Annotated in this window: 18 protein-coding genes; 3 read left to right on the top strand and 15 right to left on the bottom strand. The window is 30.7% G+C overall.

Features of this window, described 5'->3' with window-relative positions; genetic code table 11:
* Positions 1 to 182: 182 nt before the first annotated feature.
* Positions 183 to 926, top strand: coding sequence for a DUF547 domain-containing protein (locus HALO113_RS18505; RefSeq protein ID WP_159780625.1), 744 nt, complete (start codon positions 183 to 185; stop codon positions 924 to 926).
* A gap of 82 nt (positions 927 to 1,008) precedes the next feature.
* Here HALO113_RS18505 and HALO113_RS18510 read toward each other — a convergent pair whose 3' ends face one another.
* The gene (locus HALO113_RS18510) at positions 1,009 to 2,781 is read right to left on the bottom strand and encodes a DNA mismatch repair protein (RefSeq protein ID WP_159780626.1); all 1,773 of its coding nucleotides are present in this window, start codon (positions 2,779 to 2,781) and stop codon (positions 1,009 to 1,011) included.
* Between the two features lie 252 nt (positions 2,782 to 3,033).
* Here HALO113_RS18510 and HALO113_RS18515 point away from each other — a divergent pair, with 252 nt between their 5' ends.
* Together HALO113_RS18515 and mnmE are read left to right on the top strand one after the other, a co-directional pair.
* Positions 3,034 to 3,777, top strand: coding sequence for a DUF547 domain-containing protein (locus HALO113_RS18515; protein WP_159780627.1), 744 nt, complete (start codon positions 3,034 to 3,036; stop codon positions 3,775 to 3,777).
* A gap of 189 nt (positions 3,778 to 3,966) precedes the next feature.
* Positions 3,967 to 5,367 (top strand): tRNA uridine-5-carboxymethylaminomethyl(34) synthesis GTPase MnmE, encoded by a 1,401-nt coding sequence (gene mnmE, locus HALO113_RS18520; RefSeq protein WP_159780628.1) that lies wholly within the window; start codon positions 3,967 to 3,969, stop codon positions 5,365 to 5,367.
* Positions 5,368 to 5,479: 112 nt separating this feature from the next.
* Here the strand turns inward: mnmE and HALO113_RS18525 are convergent, their stop codons facing one another.
* From HALO113_RS18525 to HALO113_RS18590, 14 genes are all read right to left on the bottom strand, one after another.
* Entirely contained in the window at positions 5,480 to 5,893 is a 414-nt protein-coding gene (locus HALO113_RS18525; RefSeq protein ID WP_159780629.1) for a hypothetical protein, read from the bottom strand.
* Positions 5,894 to 6,059: 166 nt separating this feature from the next.
* Entirely contained in the window at positions 6,060 to 6,932 is an 873-nt protein-coding gene (locus HALO113_RS18530; protein ID WP_159780630.1) for a PorP/SprF family type IX secretion system membrane protein, read from the bottom strand.
* A gap of 16 nt (positions 6,933 to 6,948) precedes the next feature.
* On the bottom strand, positions 6,949 to 10,881 hold the full coding sequence (locus tag HALO113_RS18535; protein ID WP_159780631.1) for an HYR domain-containing protein: 3,933 nt from the start codon (positions 10,879 to 10,881) through the stop codon (positions 6,949 to 6,951).
* A gap of 168 nt (positions 10,882 to 11,049) precedes the next feature.
* Positions 11,050 to 11,529, bottom strand: a complete 480-nt coding sequence (locus tag HALO113_RS18540; RefSeq protein WP_159780632.1) for a hypothetical protein — start codon at positions 11,527 to 11,529, stop codon at positions 11,050 to 11,052.
* A gap of 315 nt (positions 11,530 to 11,844) precedes the next feature.
* Positions 11,845 to 12,492 (bottom strand): response regulator transcription factor, encoded by a 648-nt coding sequence (locus tag HALO113_RS18545; RefSeq protein WP_159780633.1) that lies wholly within the window; start codon positions 12,490 to 12,492, stop codon positions 11,845 to 11,847.
* A gap of 42 nt (positions 12,493 to 12,534) precedes the next feature.
* Positions 12,535 to 14,547 (bottom strand): ATP-binding protein, encoded by a 2,013-nt coding sequence (locus HALO113_RS18550; protein WP_159780634.1) that lies wholly within the window; start codon positions 14,545 to 14,547, stop codon positions 12,535 to 12,537.
* 259 nt (positions 14,548 to 14,806) lie between these two features.
* On the bottom strand, positions 14,807 to 14,971 hold the full coding sequence (locus HALO113_RS18555; RefSeq protein ID WP_159780635.1) for a hypothetical protein: 165 nt from the start codon (positions 14,969 to 14,971) through the stop codon (positions 14,807 to 14,809).
* A gap of 39 nt (positions 14,972 to 15,010) precedes the next feature.
* Positions 15,011 to 15,373, bottom strand: coding sequence for a DUF2147 domain-containing protein (locus tag HALO113_RS18560; RefSeq protein WP_159780636.1), 363 nt, complete (start codon positions 15,371 to 15,373; stop codon positions 15,011 to 15,013).
* Between the two features lie 192 nt (positions 15,374 to 15,565).
* Positions 15,566 to 16,144, bottom strand: coding sequence for a TetR/AcrR family transcriptional regulator (locus HALO113_RS18565; protein ID WP_159780637.1), 579 nt, complete (start codon positions 16,142 to 16,144; stop codon positions 15,566 to 15,568).
* A 98-nt stretch (positions 16,145 to 16,242) separates the two neighbouring features.
* The gene (locus tag HALO113_RS18570; RefSeq protein WP_159780638.1) at positions 16,243 to 17,289 is read right to left on the bottom strand and encodes an MBL fold metallo-hydrolase; all 1,047 of its coding nucleotides are present in this window, start codon (positions 17,287 to 17,289) and stop codon (positions 16,243 to 16,245) included.
* A 111-nt stretch (positions 17,290 to 17,400) separates the two neighbouring features.
* Positions 17,401 to 17,622 carry a hypothetical protein gene (locus HALO113_RS18575; RefSeq protein ID WP_159780639.1) on the bottom strand — a complete coding sequence of 74 codons (222 nt, stop codon included), beginning with the start codon at positions 17,620 to 17,622 and terminating at the stop codon, positions 17,401 to 17,403.
* Positions 17,603 to 17,758, bottom strand: coding sequence for a hypothetical protein (locus tag HALO113_RS18580; protein ID WP_159780640.1), 156 nt, complete (start codon positions 17,756 to 17,758; stop codon positions 17,603 to 17,605). The genes HALO113_RS18575 and HALO113_RS18580 overlap by 20 nt, the downstream gene beginning before the upstream one ends.
* Positions 17,758 to 18,297, bottom strand: coding sequence for a hypothetical protein (locus HALO113_RS18585; RefSeq protein WP_159780641.1), 540 nt, complete (start codon positions 18,295 to 18,297; stop codon positions 17,758 to 17,760). Before HALO113_RS18585 ends, HALO113_RS18580 begins: the two co-directional genes overlap by 1 nt.
* The coding region (locus tag HALO113_RS18590; protein WP_159780642.1) for a hypothetical protein at positions 18,294 to 18,646 on the bottom strand (353 nt) is incomplete at its 5' end. The genes HALO113_RS18585 and HALO113_RS18590, both read right to left, overlap by 4 nt.

Consider the following 18,646-nt stretch of genomic DNA (forward strand, 5'->3'; position numbering starts at 1 on the left):
TTAGAATTTAGAAATATTCTAATTATAAAATAACTATAACCAACCTTAACCCAAAAACCGCATGAACTATACTAGTAATTGCGGTTTTTATTATTTATCTCATTTAAGTTGAGTATTTTCTATCATTAAAAAACCAACACTATGTTTTTTTCGTATGTAAAGAAAATAAATCAATTTATATCATGAAAAAAATAATCATACTGCTCATTTTTATTTTATCTCAAACCAGTGCATTTAGCCAATACATCAACTATCAATTTTATGAAGATTTTCTAACCAAATATGTATCCGAAGAAGGTTATGTAGATTATGATGCCATATATGAAAATCATACGGATTTAAAAAATGTTATTGATCGGTTTGAAAAATTAGAAACATATCCGAATTGGAGTAAAAACCAAGAATTATCCCACTGGATCAATATTTACAATGTGTATTCAATTAAATTAATTGTTGATAATTTCCCTATTAATAGTATTAGAGATGTCTATCAATCCTTTGATTTACGCTTTATACCTGTTAAAAATCAATTGGTTTCACTAAATTATATTGAAAAAGAAATTCTAAGTAAAACTTTAGACGAACGTGTACATTTTGCCATTAATTGTGCCTCCATATCTTGTCCAAATATCAATAGAGTGCCTTTTTATGCTGATACCATAGAGAACCAACTCGAAGTTGCAGCAAAAAAATTCATCAATAATACAACCAAAAATGATATTAGTAGAAAGGAAGTTAAATTATCTAAAATATTTGATTGGTTTGCCGCTGATTTTCTTAAAAACAATGCATCGGTAATAGACTATATTAATAAATATTCTGACACTCGCATAAAAGAAAACGCTGAAATTCAGTATTTAGAGTACAATTGGAGTTTAAACAGCCAAGTTAAATTTGCTACTAAAGAATTCTTAGCCTTGAAATAGTTTCACTTTTTTAATTAATTACTTCTTTATTACCCAAAAGCTACATTATAATGCGGATGTAGCTTTTTCTTATTTAGATCGATCAGATAACACCTATTTTCTTCATTAAAAAAGTGGCACTTTTATTTTTACAAATTCCGTCTCGAAGTACATAATCAAAATGCAAATCGTTATTTTCTATCGTTACTTCAAAACATTTATTAATCAATTGATTTGGAAATTCATCAGCAATCAAACATACTTCTATGTCATGGGTAGCAATGGCTCCAATCGCTTTTTTCTGAATCATTTTATGAATGACTTCCACTGTTCCAGATCGTTTATCATCTGAATTAGTACCTCTTAAAATCTCATCTAAAAGCACAAAAGCGCGTTGGTTATCCAAAGCATCCATTATTTGTTTCAAACGCTTTATTTCTGCATAAAAATAAGATTCACTATCTGATAAAGAATCCGACAAACGCATAGAAACTAATATGGGCATCGGATGAATATTTGCTTGAGAAGCACAAACGACCGAACCCATTCGAGCTAAAACCATATTGATACCCAAACTTCTCAAAAATGTACTTTTCCCAGACATATTGGAACCGGTTAGAATAATAAAGGATTGCGGTTGAAAAGCAACATCATTGCTTACTCTGTGATTCGCTTTCAATAGAGGATGTGACATTTGGGTAAACGTAATTTCATACTCATCGTTAAGCATTGGAAAGCAAAAATCAGGATTATTATAGGAAAAATTGGACAAACTTTGTAAGGTTTCCATTTCCCCAATAATTTCCAACCATCGTGCTACATGCAATGCATGTTGGTTTTTCCAACTAATAATCTTTCTAAAAATATGGATGTGATACAAGACGGTTCCATTAAAAAAAAGAATACCTAAAGGGTTGGCAACACTGTCTAAACCTGAAAACAATTTGGAAAGTTGATACAACGACTGACTGGCTTTACTTTTATGTTTTTGCAATTCTTGTTGTAAATCGACACACTTTTTAGAAGTAAATGTTTCTTTTTCGATCGCCTCAATCATAAAGCTGTATTGTCTTACAATTGCATCAATGGATGTGGAATGTGCATTTTCAATTTTAATGCGTTGAATAAAGGTAGCGGCAAAACCTAAATTTGCAAAAAAAGAAAGTGTTGCAAACAGCATCCAATTATTCGTACCTATAAAATAATACCCCAAACTACTTGTTAGAAAAACAATTGGTAAAACATACAGTAATAGTAGGTTCATTTTAGACACCGGTTGGCTATTGTTTTTGGTCCAAGCAAGCAACTGATTGTAAAATTGTTCTGCATCCTTACTTACTTTAGCATTGGCCATAAAATCTTGCCTCCACTCTATTTTAGATTGCATTTCTTTAATAGCTTCTTGCCTCTCTAAGATTTCATCATTTGAAATTTGGGTTACCAAGGCTTCAGCCAAAGTTTTTTTACCAATATAAGTATAGGTTCGATTTAGCGTTTGAAATAGAGAATTGGGACCAAAAATATCTAAATCATAGGCATATTCATGATGTGAATTAGTAAAAGCCGCTCCAGCTTCAAAAGGGTTTTTCTCTTTGTTTAAGAAAGCAATTTCGTCTTCATTAATCGCAACAATTGCTTCTTTATGTAATTTATTTTCTTTTTTTTGGTCGTACCAACGCAATAAAAAAAGAAATACCATTACTGCTAAAAAGAACAGTATTACATATGAAATGGTATATTCTTGATACCATTCGTAAGCGAAATAAACAGCCATAGCAACAGATACAAAGCGAAGTGTACTTAAAATATTCAAGGTCTTCTTTATCTTTTGTAGAGCTATTTCTTGGGCTGCTTTTCGAGTAGTATATGCTTTCATTATTTTTTAAATTACAATCAGAAGATGCTATTTCATCTCTTGCAAAGATACATTTTTCAACCCAACGACTTCATTCTAATAGTGTTTCTCTAAACTAATTCCGAACGCCTTCAGTAGTAAAATGTTATATTTTTCTTAAAACCAGTTTGTGTTACAGAGCTAACATTTTTTTGAAACCCATACTACTAATTTTGAAATAAGAAAAATTAGAATTGCTATACCAACAGTTTTACTAACAAATAAAAATATCCTATGAAAAAGAAAATGTTACTTTTAGTATTGCTTGCGTTTCAATCGCTTGCTTTTAGTCAATATGTGAATTACCAATTTTACGAAGACTTTTTAAACAAATATGTTTCTGCAGAAGGCTATGTCGATTATGATGCCATATACGAAAACCATACTGATTTAGCGAAAGTGATTAAACGTTTTGAATCGATTAAAGTGTATGATGACTGGAGTAAAAACCAAAAATTATCACATTGGATTAATGTGTACAATGTGTATTCTATGAAATTAATCATTGATAACTTTCCCATTAATAGCATCAAAGACATTTCCGGTTCATTTGATTATCGCTATATTCCTTACAAAGAACAATTGATTTCATTAAATTATATTGAAAAAGAAATTTTGAGCACCACTTTAGACGAAAGAATTCATTTTGCCATTAATTGTGCTTCCCTTTCATGCCCAAATATTAATCGCACCCCTTTTTATGGAGACACTATTGAAATGCAATTAGAAGCTGCTGCCAAAGCATTTATTAATGATTCTACCAAAAATGTTATCAACAGAAAAGAAATTAAGCTGTCTAAAATATTCGATTGGTTTGCTGGTGATTTCCTAAAGAATAACACCTCTATTGTGTCTTACATTAATAAATATTCGGATACCAAAATTAAAGAAAACGCCACCCTATCCTATTTGGAATACAACTGGAGTTTAAACAGCAAAATGAAATTTGAAAGCAATGCTTTTGTAGCAAGGAAATAAGTTTTTAGGGGTTAGGAATTAGGAGTTAGGAGTTAGAAATTAGGAATTAGTAATGTAGGATAACATTTTTGACTTTCGACTTTCGACTTTCGACTTTTGACTTTTGACTTTTGACTTAAAACTAATACCTAACTCCTAACTCCTAATTACTAATCCCTTTTCAGTATCTTTGCACTTTAATTATAAAAGATGATTGCTCAAGATACAATTGTTGCCCTTGCTACACCTTCTGGTGCAGGAGCTATTGCCGTTATTCGATTGTCGGGAAAAGAAGCTATATCTATTGCTTCACAAGTATTTCAATCAGTTTCTGGTAAAGACATTGGGAAACAAAAAACACATACCATTCATTTAGGTCATGTGGTAGATAATGGAAAAACCTATGATCAGGTTTTGTTGTCTATTTTTAAAGGACCCAATTCCTATACTGGTGAAAATGTAGTCGAAATTTCCTGTCACGGTTCCACTTTTATTCAGCAACAAATTATACAATTGTTGTTGCGTAAAGGAGCTAAAATGGCACAAGCAGGAGAATTTACCTTACGTGCTTTTTTAAATGGAAAACTCGATTTATCTCAAGCTGAAGCGGTAGCCGATTTAATTGCTTCCGACAATGAGGCCAGTCACCAAATTGCGATGCAGCAAATGCGTGGTGGTTTTTCTAACGAAATTGCAAAACTACGTGAAGAACTATTAAATTTTGCTTCCTTAATCGAATTGGAATTAGACTTTTCAGAAGAAGATGTAGAATTTGCCGATCGTACTGCTTTTTACGAACTCCTAAATCGTATTGATTTTGTATTGAAACGGTTGATTGACTCCTTTGCCGTAGGAAATGTAATTAAAAACGGAATTCCGGTTGCGATTGTGGGAGAACCCAATGTAGGAAAATCTACATTATTGAATGCCTTGCTAAATGAAGAACGTGCGATTGTTTCGGATATTGCTGGAACCACTCGTGATACGATTGAAGACGAATTGGTTATCAATGGAATTGGATTTCGTTTTATAGATACCGCAGGTATTCGTGAGACGAAAGATGTAGTGGAAAGCATTGGTATCCAAAAAACATTTGAAAAAATTGAACAAGCACAGGTGGTTTTGTATTTGTTTGAAAGTTTAAAGTTTCAGGTTTCAGGTTCTGAATACATTACTGAAATAGAAAAAGTAAAAAATAAATTTCCTCTAAAACCTTTAATTGTAGTTATTAACAAAGTAGATTTACTTTCAAAGGAAGAATTAGTATCTATAAAACAACAACTTGAAACTTTAAACCTGAAACTTGAAACAATATCCGCCAAACAAAAAATAGGTATCGAGGAATTAAAAAACACCCTACTATCGTTTGTAAATACGGGTGCACTTAGAAATAATGAAACGATTGTAACCAATACACGTCATTACGATTCGTTGTTAAAAGCTTTAGAAGAAGTGCAAAAAGTAAAATGGGGCTTAGATGCGGGTATTTCTTCCGATTTAATGGCTATCGACATCAGACAAGCGTTGTTTTATTTTGGTGAAATTACAGGAGAAGTGACCAATGATGAATTGCTAGGCAATATTTTTGCTAATTTTTGTATTGGGAAGTAAAGTTCCCTTTAAAATAATAAACACTAGCCACTCCATAAAAGAGTGGTTTTTATTTTTATTTACTTCGTGGGCACGGAAAACATTTCCGCTATCGGGTATCTAGTACATTACCTTATTTAGTTTTTTCCATAAAAACTATTTTACAATTATTTTTAACTATAATTAACTTAACACCATTACCAATGAAAGATCTATTCAATTTAAAGTTTACAAACCACATTTTTTTTAACTTATCTTCTCCTATGTAATATATCAAATTATTAAAATCTTCAAAACTCGGATTTTTAATTCTAATCAATGATTCCAAATAAATTAAAAGTTCTTTTTCAGAAGTAAGAAAATCTTTAAAAAGCTCAGGTTCTTTTTCTATATCAAAAAGTTCATATTTAGTAAGAAAAGTTAGTTTACCTTCAAAAAAATCAAGTTGTTCTTGACTCATACTTCTAATTTCTGCTTCCTCTTGTGAATAACTAGTAAAAGAGTAAAATGTAAATATAAAAGCTAAAAAAAATGTTGTTTTGTTCAAATTAATCATATTTAATAATCTTCAAGTCTTAAATGCATAATAGACTATATTCTAAATTTTTAAATCAATCTTAGTTGAAGAAACACTAGGTTTCATTTCTTCAAAAATAAATAAAAACCACTCATAATGAGTGGTTAAATACCATAAAATAAACTATGATTACTATTTAAAATCGGAAATTCAATCCAAATTCATGCGTACCATTATCATATTTATTGATATCGCTTAAATTAGATTCGTAAGCGTACCCTAACTGTAATCGGTCTTTAATAGTGATATAAAAAAGTCCACCTATAGCGCTATCTAAACGATAATTAACTCCTAAATCAAACTTTTCAAAAAATTGAACGGTAGCAGTAGCATCTGCAATTATTTCTTCCTGTGAAAAACGTACTAAAGTAGATGGAATTAGTTTTATCTTATCTGATATATCAAAATAATACCCTCCAGAAATATAGAATTGTACATTATTATTGGCTTGTGTGGCTACTCCATTTTCATCTGCAATTCTATCGGTTTCAAAAAGTCTTGGAACAGATAATGAGGCATAATATTTTTCATTCTTCACATAAAAACCTACTCCCATATTTGGATTAAAATAATTTGGATCTTTTGAAAGATAAGGATCTTTTGGTAAGTTTAGTTTTCCAAAATCTATACTTACAAACGAACCACCGGCTTGTAACCCAAATAATAAATCTGTTTCTTTTCCAATTTGAATCCCATAAGATAAAGAAGCAAATAATGAAGTATTACTTTCAATAAATACTTTATCAGCAATAACTATTGTCCCAATTTTCATTTTTTCGTTTAAAGGAATACCTAAACTGATGCTTTGTGTTTCGGGTGCATAATCAATCCCTAAAAACTGACTTCTAAAATTTGTGGTAATAGCTACTTTTTCTTCATTTCCAAAAGCTGCAGGATTGAAAAATGATGTGTTATATCGATATAGTGAATAGGTTGGTTCTACTTGAGCATTTATTTTTATGCTTATAAAAGAAGTAAATAGAAGTAAATAGAATGTATGTAGTTTCATAATCTTTTTATAAAATTTAGTAATTAATATATAACCAGCCTTTAATAAATAAAGATCCATCTCCAAAAATGTTGATTACAAAATAATAAGAACCAACAGGTACTAATTCTCCCGTATTGTTCCTTTTTCCTGACCAATCATTTTGATAATTTGTAGCATTAAAAACCTCAACTCCATTTCTATCAAATATTTCAACTTTGGCTTGAGGGAAATTGGTAATATTCTCTATTACCCAAGTATCATTCTCACTGTCGTCATTAGGTGAAATTCCTAAAACAGGTGTCACATCCGGATTTAATTCAACATCACAAGGATCTGCTATACCGTCTAAATCTAAATCGAATCCTGTAAAAGAAACATAAGCATTACCTGTTGCACTATTTCCATGACTATCTATAACTGTTAGGGTAACCAATTGTGATTCATCTAATCTTGGACAAGAAAAAGTATCAACATTGAGTTGAAAACTTTGTATTCCACAATTATCATAACTTCCATTATCAATCATTTGTGGTGTAACAGTAGCATTTCCAAAAGTATCTAAAGGAATAGTGATATCTTGTGTTAGTACAACAGGAAGACTATTGTCTTGGATTGTAACAAGTGCAGTTGCGCTGTTATTATTTCCACTCGCATCAATTACTGTAAGAGTCACTACAACGGGTATATCGACATCTGTACAATTAAAAGTTTCTTTATCTAAAGTCATAGATACGAGAGAACAATTATCATAACTTCCATTATCAACCATACTTGGAGTTAAAATGGCGTTACCAAAATTATCTAATACAAGCGTTATATTTTGAGCTATTGCTGTCGGATTTTCGTTATCCTCTACAGTAACTATTTGGGTACAAGTAGCTGTATTTCCTGCATTATCGGTTGCAATCCAAGTCACTATAGTATTTCCAATAGGAAAAGTGGTTGGAGCATCATTCGTTAGGGTTGGATTACCACAATTGTCGGTTGCTATTGCCATTCCGATAGATGCTGAAGAAGTACACAAACCTGCATCGGTAGTTAAAGTGACAGCAGAAGTGCAAGTAATTACTGGATTTTCGTTATCCTCTACAGTAACTATTTGGGTACAAGTAGCGGTATTTCCTGCATTGTCGGTTGCTGTCCAAGTAACGGTAGTATTTCCAATAGGAAAAACCGTTGGAGCATCATTTGTTAAGGTTGGAGTACCACAATTGTCGGTTGCTATTGCCATTCCGATAGAAGCTGAAGAAGTACATAAACCCGCATCGGCAGTTAAAGTGACAGCAGAAGGACAAGTAATTACTGGATTTTCGTTATCCTCTACGGTGACTATTTGGGTACAAGTAGCGGTATTTCCTGCATTGTCGGTTGCTGTCCAAGTCACTGTCGTATTTCCAATAGGAAAAACCGTTGGAGCATCATTCGTTAGGGTTGGATTACCACAATTGTCGGTTGCTATTGCCATTCCAATAGATGCTGAAGAAGTACATAAACCCGCATCGGCAGTTAAAGTGACAGCAGAAGGACAAGTAATTACTGGATTTTCGTTATCTTCTACGGTAACTAATTGGGTACAAGTAGCGGTATTTCCTGCATTGTCGGTTGCTGTCCAAGTAACGGTAGTATTTCCAATAGGAAAAACCGTTGGAGCATCATTTGTTAAAGTTGGAGTACCACAATTGTCGGTTGCTATTGCCATTCCGATAGAAGCTGAAGAAGTACATAAACCCACATCGGAAGTTAAAGTGACAGCAGAAGGACAAGTAATTACTGGATTTTCGTTATCCTCTACAGTAACTATTTGGGTACAAGTAGCGGTATTTCCTGCATTATCGGTTGCAGTCCAAGTCACTGTAGTATTTCCAATAGGAAAAACGGTTGGAGCATCATTTGTTAGAGTTGGATTACCACAATTGTCGGTTGCTATTGCCATTCCAATAGAAGCTGAAGAAGTACATAAACCCGCATCGGCAGTTAAAGTGATAGCAGAAGGACAAGTAATTACTGGATTTTCGTTATCCTCTACGGTAACTATTTGGGTACAAGTAGCTGTATTTCCTGCATTATCGGTTGCAGTCCATGTAACGGTAGTATTTCCAATAGGAAAAGCCGTTGGAGCATCATTTGTTAAGGTTGGACTACCACAATTGTCGGTTGCTATTGCCATTCCAATAGAAGCTGAAGAAGTACATAAACCCGCATCGGCAGTTAAAGTGACAGCAGAAGGACAAGTAATTACTGGATTTTCGTTATCCTCTACAGTAACTATTTGGGTACAATTAACTGTATCTCCTGAATTATTGGATACGGTCCAATTAACTGTGGTATTCCCTAATGGATAAATACCTGAAGCATTATTTGAATTGGTAATATCATTTATAGCATACAATCCACAAGAAACATTACCTGTATTCCAAGCGGTATTAACATCGCAATTGATTAAAGTTCCATCATTACCGTTTCCAGTTGCATCAATAGTAGTACTACTACCAATTGTCTCATCTAATTTATAATAAGCTACTAAGTTGGCATTCGTTTCTAAAACGCAAGTATTCATATTGGCAATTATATCAGCATTACTTCTCTGAAGATTCCAAATTCTTATTTCATCTATCTTTCCTCTAAAAAATTGAGCTCCATCAGTTCTACTACCAATTGTCATGCTATTATTTTGTCCTGAACTACTGCCTCCTCCATTAGAAGTAGCCTGTGGTGAACCATTGATTAAAACGGTTATGGATTTAGTAGTAGCATTCCAAATAAACGCTGTATGTACCCATTGATTTATTGGAAGTATATAAGACGTATTGACGCTATGGGTTATTCCATTTTCATTAACAAAAAAATACAAAATACCAGAAGAATTGACTAATGAACTAACAAAATTTGCTCCATCAAGCTGCGCAAAAAGTAATCTACTAGTTGAACTACTAGGTGCTGTTCTATTTACCCACATTTCGATTGTAAAATCAGTAGTAGCAATTGCGTTAAATAAAGCTGGAAGAGGTGTTTCCACATAATCATTTGTACCATCTAGTAATATTGCATTACCAGAAGAAGAGTACTCAAAATTAGGCAATGTTATTGTTGCATTGCATAATCCCGTATCGTTACCAACAATTATATTTTCTGGAGAGACAACTTTAATATAACTCGTTTTGGTTAGTGTTCTAGAACATCCATCCAAATCGGTTGCAGTTAAACTCAGAGTATAATCTCCTGGTGCTGTATAAATATGTGTTGGATTTTGTACATTGGAAACAGGTGATCCATCTCCAAAATTCCATTGCCAATTAACTATGGGTGCAGAAGAAGTTGAAGTATTTGAAAATACTACATTGTCATTTGGTAAAAGTAACGTATGATTTACATCAAATTCCAAATTAGGTCCAATAACTTGAATCATATTGGTAAAAGTATCTGTACTTGAATTTCCAAAACTATCAGTTACTGTTAAAATAACGGTATAATTACCACTATTTTGATAGCTATGTGAAGGATTTTGATCTGAAGAAGTAGTACCGTCTCCAAAATCCCATAACCAATTTACAATAGGCGCTCCGTTTGCTACAGAAGTATCTGAGAAATTCACATGAAAGGGCGCACAACCAAATGATTGATTTCCCACAAAATTGGCTACCGGTTTTGAAATTTTAATGAAATCGACTTTTGTAATAATATCAGATGTACCAATAACCGTATCCCCTACTTTTAAAGTAACCGTGTAAGCTCCTGTTGCATTATATGTATGAATTGGGTTTTTAGCAGTTGAAGTAAATCCATCTCCAAAATTCCATTGCCACGTGTCTGGTAAAGTGGATTGATCTGTAAAAAAAACAGTAAGAGGTGTATTATTTCCTATTGTTGGACTTGCGCTAAACTGCGCAATTGGAGTTGTTTGAGCAAATAACAAACCAATTCCTAAAACAAAAAATAATCCTGTGATAAAAGTATTTTTTATATTCATGATTGAAAATTTTATTATCACAAAACTATATTGATAGGAGTTTTTAAAAAATACGTATCAATAGCAAAAATTACGTAGGTTACGTATAAAAAAAAGACCCTAATCCAAAGGATTAAAGTCTTTTAAATTCAGTTATTGAGAATTTAGATTAAGAAGGCTAAATTAAAATTATATTTTTTCCCAACCTCCATCACCACCAGCTCCTCCTAATCCCAATTTACCTGAAGGCATACCTCTAAAATCTCCTATAGGTGTTCCATCTTTTCTAAAGAAAACGACTAAAACTACTCCTAATGCTGCTTCACCTGCAGTTACACCTGCAGAAGTGGTATCTGCCCAAAGTTTATCCCAACTCGTATAACCAGTAGATAATGTTCCTTTGCAATTATCGACATCTATCAATCCAGCTCCATAAACTCTATGCTCCCACTTATAAGGATATTTTTTTGTATCAGTTGGGTGACATTTTAATTTACCGTCAAACCCAAATAATTTAAAATCTAAAACGGCATCAATTGGGACTAATAGTTTTGCTCTTTCTGATATATAATTATCAACCTTTCCTGCGGTCATAGAGCTGCTTAATGTTTTTCTCAAAAGTACGTCATCTACTTTTGAGGTTTCTTGTTTTTCTTGTAAATCATTCATGTTTTTTCTTTTTAAATTAGATGTTTATTTATTGAATTGTTTTGTAATTCATTTACTTTCAAAAAAACAGTTTATTTCAATTGAATTCTTTTGTCGACAACCGTTGTGTTTTGTTATCAACTAACAAAATTTACAACGTTAAAAACCGACTTCTTTTCAAATAAAAAAATTACTTTAACATGAATGCAAGTTCAACTTTTTAAGTAAATCATAAAATACGTAGGAAACGCAATTATTGCGTAGTTTACGTAGAAAAATAAATGTTCATTTACTTCAACAGAAGAAAATTAGTAAGGAAAGAATTTAGAAAAGTAACTATAAAGTTTTAATAATCTCTTTATAATCGTTTGCCCATTGATTTAAGGTGTCTTGAGATGGCTCTAACTCTAATTTTGCTATAATATTTGCTCTATGTTTTTCGATGGTTCTTTTTGAAACTTTTAATGTATCACATATTTCAGCAGAATTTTGTCCTTGTGCTATAAGTCGAATTATTGTTCTTTCTGAAGGGGTTAGCAAAGCGACTTTTCTAAGTTCATTATCTACAGTATGTTTAATATCTTCTTGAAATGATTTACTAAAATAAAATTCGTCAAATAAAACAGCTTCAATACAATTCTCTATTTCTTCTAGATTATCTTCTTTCAGTAAATAACCATGAGTACCTACCTTTTTAGCTTGAACAATAAAACCTTTTTCTTTGTGATAAGTCATTACAATAAACTTAGTGTCTAATTCTAAAGTTGTACAATTTTTAATAACTTCAAAACCATTTAAAAAAGGCATTTCTATGTCAAGCATTGCTATTTTTGGTTTATGCAAAGCAATCAACTCTACTGCTGAAGCACCATTATTTGCTGTAGCAACAATAGTATAACCTGCATTTTCAAGTTCCTCAGTTAATCCTTTTAACATAATAGGATGATCGTCTGCAATGATAATTGAAATCGCTTTTTTATTCATTTTATTTATCTGTTAAAAAAGAGCAAAATACAATTAATCTTTCTAAATGGGAAATGTTAATTGTGTGATTGTTCCTTCATTTATAGTAGAAATAATATTGAGTTTACCTATAATTATTTTACTTCTTTCGATTAAAGACTTCATTCCTAAGCTTTTAGATGTTTTTACTTCCTGTTCAAAATCAAAGCCTTTCCCATTGTCTTCAATACTCACTTGTATAGATGATTTAACTTTATGAATATCAATAGTTACGGAAGTAGCATTGGCATGTTTTATGATATTACTTAGAACTTCTTGAACAATACGATATAAGTGCAGTGCTTTATTCTTATCTAAAAAAGAATCAATGGGCTCAATATCAACTGTAAAGAAAAGATCTGTATTAGCATCTATGGAAGTAATCAAATCAGTTATTCCAGCTGTAAACCCTAATCTTTCTAATACAACTGGATGTAATCCTTGGGAAATAGTCCTAACATTTTGTAGCGTATCTTTGGCTAAAGCTTCAATACTTTCGTCTTTATCTTTAGATTTTCGTGTTAATAACATGAGTTGTTGCCCTACGCTATCATGCAGTTCTAAAGCTACTCTTGTACGCTCTTCTTCTTGTGCAATAATAATGTCTTGTGTAAATTTTTCCTGAGCTTTTTGTTCCTTTTTGGCAAAATTACGAGAACGAAGGATGTATAAAAATGCAAATAGACTAACTAATGCTAAGCCACCAAACCCAGTCCATTGTTGCATAATTCTATTTTTAGAGTCTAATAAAGCAATATTGGCTTTTTGATTTTCGATAGTTAAATCTCTTTTTTCTGTTTCGTATAAAGTTTGATAATAAGCTAGCACTCTCATTTTTTGTATATTATCAATAGAATCTTTAATATGAGTATAATTTTTATAATGAAATAAAGATTTTTCAGAGTTACCTATTTTTTCATATGTTTTGGCTAAAAAATGCTCCCCTTCTTGAATTTCTTCATATTGCTTTCCTTGTTGTTTTAAATCTAGATAACGTTTGCCATAATCAATCGCTTTTTCATAATCTCCTTTAACAAATAACAGTTTCTTTTTAGCTTCAAGGTAAAAGGATTCATTATAATCTTTAGTATATTTTTCAGGATCAGATTCTAATTCTTCTAGTATAGATTGAGCTAAAATAATGCTGTCATTTTCTGCATAAGCAACAGCTAATGTCGATTTAAAAACGGGGTCAAAATAGTTTCTATTTTCCGAAGCTTTGTTGTGCTCCAATGCTAATTTCAAATGATGAATTCGTTCCTTTTGCAAATTCATTTTATTATCATCTGCAGCCATATTATAATAAATCATTCCTGTATTCGGATACGATTTTAATTCTTTTGCCAATTGAATTTGCTCTTCTCTTTCTTTTCTTGATTGTTCATAAAAACCAATTTTACTATACAAAATAGACATAGAGACTTTAGCATTAATCCAATTAAAAGTATCTTTCTTTTTTTGAAAATCTGCAATTACCTCTTTAAGGTTCATAGAACCTTTTCCAAAATCGCCTTTATCAATATATACTACTGCTTTTTTAAATTTTAAAGTTCCAATAAAATTAGAATTGATTTTTTGAGCATATTCATAGGCTTTATCATAAGCTTTTAAGGAAGCATCGAAATCACCCATATAATAATAGAAACTACCCAAATAAGTATAGTAGTCTTCTAAAATATATGGTTTAGTAACTCGCTTTAATAAAGGTTGAGTGGTTCTAATTATTTGTTTGCATTCTTCAAAATTTTTGAAACTATAATCAAAATAATTTATAAGGTTTGCGGTTTGTTTTACTATTATGTTAACCGAATCTAATTCTTTTGCATACGAAATAGTTGCTCTTATTATTGAATCATTTTCTAGTGCATTATTGAAAACATAATAATCGGAAATACTATCTAATAATTTGAGACGATATGGGCCATTTTCTTTTTTAACAGTAATTTTCAATTGATTAATCTTCTTTTCAAAATCTTTATCTTGGGAAAAAGAATGTATAAAAACAAATAAAAGAATTATTATAAACTTTGTTTTCATTATAGCTAATCTTATTTTAATTAGTAATCGAATGTTGCAATTTTTTAAATTGCATTGTAAGATAATTTATTTATAATTAAAGCTTTAAATTATAAACTGTAAAAATAAAATTTTTAAGAAGTAAATGTTGTAATTCGTGTTTTTTTAATGTTATTTTTTTGGTAACAAGAATAATCTTTAAAAATTATTATTCTAAAATAATAATACAAAAAAACCACTTCTGAAAAGTGGTTTAATATAATAAAAACTTGTTTGCTAATTAATTGGCTCTTATATAAAGTAAAGCTGCTATCATTAAAATACAAGATAAAAAAAGACCTATTTCGCTGAGTGTTATATTTTTATTTTTCATTGTAATATGTTTTAGTGAGTATAAACCTTTGGTTTGTGTTCCTTTTCTGAGAATTGCTATTGTTCTTTTCATTTTTTGTCATGTGTTTGTTTTGTTAATGCGTTGTGGCAGTTATTTGACTCGGTTCCAAATCATTATTTTGTTAAATAAACCACTTAGAATGCGTAATCGTAATGTATTGTCATCTATTAATTTTAATAAAGCTTCAAATTCAGAGCCTTGTTTTTCATCTAAAAAAGTACCTCCATATAATTTTGTTGGTGTCTTTTTTACCATTTGAATTAAAATCACTTTACCTAATGTTTCTTTGTTTTCACTAGCCTTAACTTTTGCATAATAAAAAGCTTCTTGCTTATATATTTCAACTTTAAGTTTTCCTTCATTGGTTTGCCAATCTCCAACAAATTGATCTTGCCCTACTGCTTGCCCGAGCATTACGAACATTAAAATAAAATATAGTATTCTTTTTTTCATGATGTTTTAATTTTATGTTTTTCTATTCTATTTTAAAACAATCGTTTCAAAATAATTTCAAACGATTATTAGTATTTCATTCCACTCATTTATCTGAAACAATCATTTCAAAAAAATTAAAACGCTTTGAATAAACATTTTAAAATTATTTATTTTGAAATAATCATTTCAAATAAGAAAAAATAAAAAACACTATTTACTAATGTTTTTTATTAAAAATGTCGCCATTTTTTTTATCTTAATAGGATCTCTATGCAAAATATAAGCTTGTTTCCATCCCGTAAAAGAAGTCATTATATATTCTGATAATAAAGTAGGATCCTCAGAATTATCTAATGCTCCTTCTTCCATAGCTTTTTTTACAATTTCTGTAATATAACTAATAAAAACCTCATTTTTTTTTGTTAATAATTGTCTTATTTCAACATCTTCTGAGGCCATTTCAAAAATAGATTTCACTCCTAAACAACTCTTTTCAGTATCTACTATTGAAGCAACTTTATCATTTATGAGGTTAATCAAAGCCTGCATAGCAGTTTTTTCTTTAGCAACTTTTTGTTTTAATTCACACATGGCTGCTTCAAAATAAGTGCTAATACATTTCATAAATAATTGTCGTTTATCTCCAATTGTATTGTATAAGCTACTTCGATTGATTTGCATAGCATCAACAAGATCTTGCATTGAAGTTGCATTGTAGCCTTTTTCCCAAAAGACATTCATTGCTTTTTCAATTTTTTCAACTTCATTAAATTCTACACAACGTGCCATTCTTATTCTCGATTTGGTTACAAATATATAGCTTTTTTTGAAACGAGTGTTTCAGAAAGCATTTTTTATCATTTTTTTAAGATTTTAGGAATAATATATTATGATAAAGAATAGTCTTCCCACCAATGGAAGTGGTTTTGATTAGCAATTGTTTGAATTTCACCTAATTTTGGCAAATGAAATGAACAGTTTTTTTCTTCCGCTTGTTTTACAAATCTAATTACAGGATCAGTCCATGAATGTTGTGCTAAAGCAAAACCACCCCAATGTACAGGAATCATATTATTAACTCTTGCATCTATGGCAGCTTGTACACTTTCTTCTGGAAACATGTGTATTTGACTCCAATTCTCATTGTACTGTCCGCACTCCATAAATGCAAAATCAAAAGGTCCTAATCGTTTGCCTATTGCTGCAAAATGTGGACCATATCCACTATCCCCGCTAAACCAGATATTCGCTCCTTCTGTTTTTATTACCCATCCACCCCATAAAGATTTAGCTCTATCCGTTAATCCTCTACCAGAAAAATGACGTGTAGGTGTAAAAGTTATACTCATAGAATTAAAATTCTGATTTTGCCACCAATCAAATTCTATAATTCTTTCAGGATTTATTCCCCATTTCTCGAGATGTCTCTTAACTCCTAAAGCCACATAAAACTGTTTGGTCTTTGTTTTAAGTTTTTGAATACTATCATAATCTAAATGGTCATAATGATCATGAGAAATTAAGATTAAATCAATATCGGGTAAGTTATCTATTAATTTTAAAGTGTCTTCAGAAAAACGTTTAATTGGAAAAGGAGCTATAGGTGCAGCGTTACTTCCAAACATAGGATCAATCAATATATTCATAGCATTTACACGCAATAAAACAACTGAATGCCCATACCAAATATAACTAACCGTGTCCTTATTTTCTTCAAATAATTTCTTATCAAATGGAATTATGGGCAAAAATTGTCCTGGTTCTCTATCCTTTTTTTCAAAAAATTGTTTGTATAATATTTCAGGTAATTTTCGTAATGAAATAGCCATAGATGTAGGTTCACTATTCACAAATTTTTCACCATTCCATTGTGGAGATTCCTTGAAATTATCTTTTTCTTTTTTACTAATTTTTGCGCCAAATTGTTTTTGCATTTGTCTTTTTTAAAATAATAATCGAAATTAAAAATAATCTCTTTTACTTTTTCAATTTTAGCTTAACTTTAAGTCATTTGAATAGTAAGGATAACAAAAAAATGATTTTAGCTATTCCGCATGCTTTAACTTACTTTGTAAGTGTTCTAACATGATTTGGTATTTACTAAATTCAATTAACATAGCTTCATCTTGTGTTGTATCAATTAACTCGTCAATAATATCATTTATAATGACCAATTTATTATTGGCTTTTTTATATTCTTTAACAGCCATAGCATCTAAAATGGTTTGTATTTCTCTATGAAGAAATTCAATTTTGTCCTGATTCATCCTTGTTTTGGTTAAATTTTGTTACAATAGCTTTCCTTTTTTCTTTTAAACTATTTTTAGCTTCTCTTTCTCTGATCTTTTTATCATCAGCTTTCTTTTTGTGTGCTTTTCGATTGGTTTCGTTTCTTCTCCCCATTACAAATATGATTTTTTAATATTTATAAATGATTCGTCGGTTTCCAATAACTTATCAATAATATGTTTACGCAATTCATTTAAATCATCAAAAATAAGATGTTTAGACCAATTTTCTTCAGTAAGTACTTCTTTAACAACTTGAATTCTTTTAGCTGTTGCCAATGCATCTCTTATTATCCAATGAGGGTGATAATTAGGATGATTTTTATGCTGAAAACTTACTTCATTAGTAAGCCAATTTATTTCAATGTAAAACAGTTTATCTTTATCATTATTGGGATAAAAATCGACCCAATTGGCATAACCTATTTTAGGTTCAAAATTATTTACCTTTTTGTCATTACTTTTGAGTCTCCATCGACAATTAGCCGCTCTCCCCCAATGATTAGACTTTCTATATACACCCTTTTCTGTAAAATAATAACTACTTCCCGATTTACTTTTATAACTCATAGACAAATTTGCCATTTCTTTTTCTGTTACTTCTTGAAATTCGCAAAAAGTGTATTTGTGAAAGTTATGTCGATTATATATCATTCTATTTCTCCTAATTTTAATTGCCAAACGTTTTTTGTTTGTGTACCAAAATGTTTCTCACTAGGAAAAAAATAAACTTTTTGTTTTATTGAATATTGATTAGAATTTCCATTTTCAGAAACCTTTATTTCATATTGAAAAAGAAAAAAAGTATCAAAGCTCAATCTTTTTTTAAACCCTAAAAGTTCAAATGAAACGTTTTTTTGCCTGCATTCTGATAAAAATTCATTCAAAGCTTTTTCTTTATCTAACGGTTGGATTAGATTTTTTAAAAGTATATTTTCATTTAAAAACAAATTTCTGATACTAACATCAATTTCTTTTTTAATCGCTTCATCATGGGTAGTCA

The sequence above is a fragment of the Flavobacterium sp. 9AF genome (genome assembly GCF_902506265.1).
Lineage (GTDB): Bacteria > Bacteroidota > Bacteroidia > Flavobacteriales > Flavobacteriaceae > Flavobacterium.

Bases quoted from the DNA above. Each gene is read 5' to 3' on its own strand.
- HALO113_RS18530 (WP_159780630.1), bottom strand. From the start codon at position 6,932: ATGAAACTACATACATTCTATTTACTTCTATTTACTTCTTTTATAAGC.
- HALO113_RS18570 (WP_159780638.1), bottom strand. From the start codon at position 17,289: ATGCAAAAACAATTTGGCGCAAAAATTAGTAAAAAAGAAAAAGATAAT.
- HALO113_RS18585 (WP_159780641.1), bottom strand. From the start codon at position 18,297: ATGATATATAATCGACATAACTTTCACAAATACACTTTTTGCGAATTT.
- mnmE (WP_159780628.1), top strand. From the start codon at position 3,967: ATGATTGCTCAAGATACAATTGTTGCCCTTGCTACACCTTCTGGTGCA.
- HALO113_RS18535 (WP_159780631.1), bottom strand. From the start codon at position 10,881: ATGAATATAAAAAATACTTTTATCACAGGATTATTTTTTGTTTTAGGA.
- HALO113_RS18515 (WP_159780627.1), top strand. From the start codon at position 3,034: ATGAAAAAGAAAATGTTACTTTTAGTATTGCTTGCGTTTCAATCGCTT.
- HALO113_RS18540 (WP_159780632.1), bottom strand. From the start codon at position 11,529: ATGAATGATTTACAAGAAAAACAAGAAACCTCAAAAGTAGATGACGTA.
- HALO113_RS18545 (WP_159780633.1), bottom strand. From the start codon at position 12,492: ATGAATAAAAAAGCGATTTCAATTATCATTGCAGACGATCATCCTATT.
- HALO113_RS18580 (WP_159780640.1), bottom strand. From the start codon at position 17,758: ATGGGGAGAAGAAACGAAACCAATCGAAAAGCACACAAAAAGAAAGCT.
- HALO113_RS18565 (WP_159780637.1), bottom strand. From the start codon at position 16,144: ATGGCACGTTGTGTAGAATTTAATGAAGTTGAAAAAATTGAAAAAGCA.
- HALO113_RS18555 (WP_159780635.1), bottom strand. From the start codon at position 14,971: ATGAAAAGAACAATAGCAATTCTCAGAAAAGGAACACAAACCAAAGGT.
- HALO113_RS18510 (WP_159780626.1), bottom strand. From the start codon at position 2,781: ATGAAAGCATATACTACTCGAAAAGCAGCCCAAGAAATAGCTCTACAA.
- HALO113_RS18575 (WP_159780639.1), bottom strand. From the start codon at position 17,622: ATGAATCAGGACAAAATTGAATTTCTTCATAGAGAAATACAAACCATT.
- HALO113_RS18505 (WP_159780625.1), top strand. From the start codon at position 183: ATGAAAAAAATAATCATACTGCTCATTTTTATTTTATCTCAAACCAGT.
- HALO113_RS18550 (WP_159780634.1), bottom strand. From the start codon at position 14,547: ATGAAAACAAAGTTTATAATAATTCTTTTATTTGTTTTTATACATTCT.
- HALO113_RS18560 (WP_159780636.1), bottom strand. From the start codon at position 15,373: ATGAAAAAAAGAATACTATATTTTATTTTAATGTTCGTAATGCTCGGG.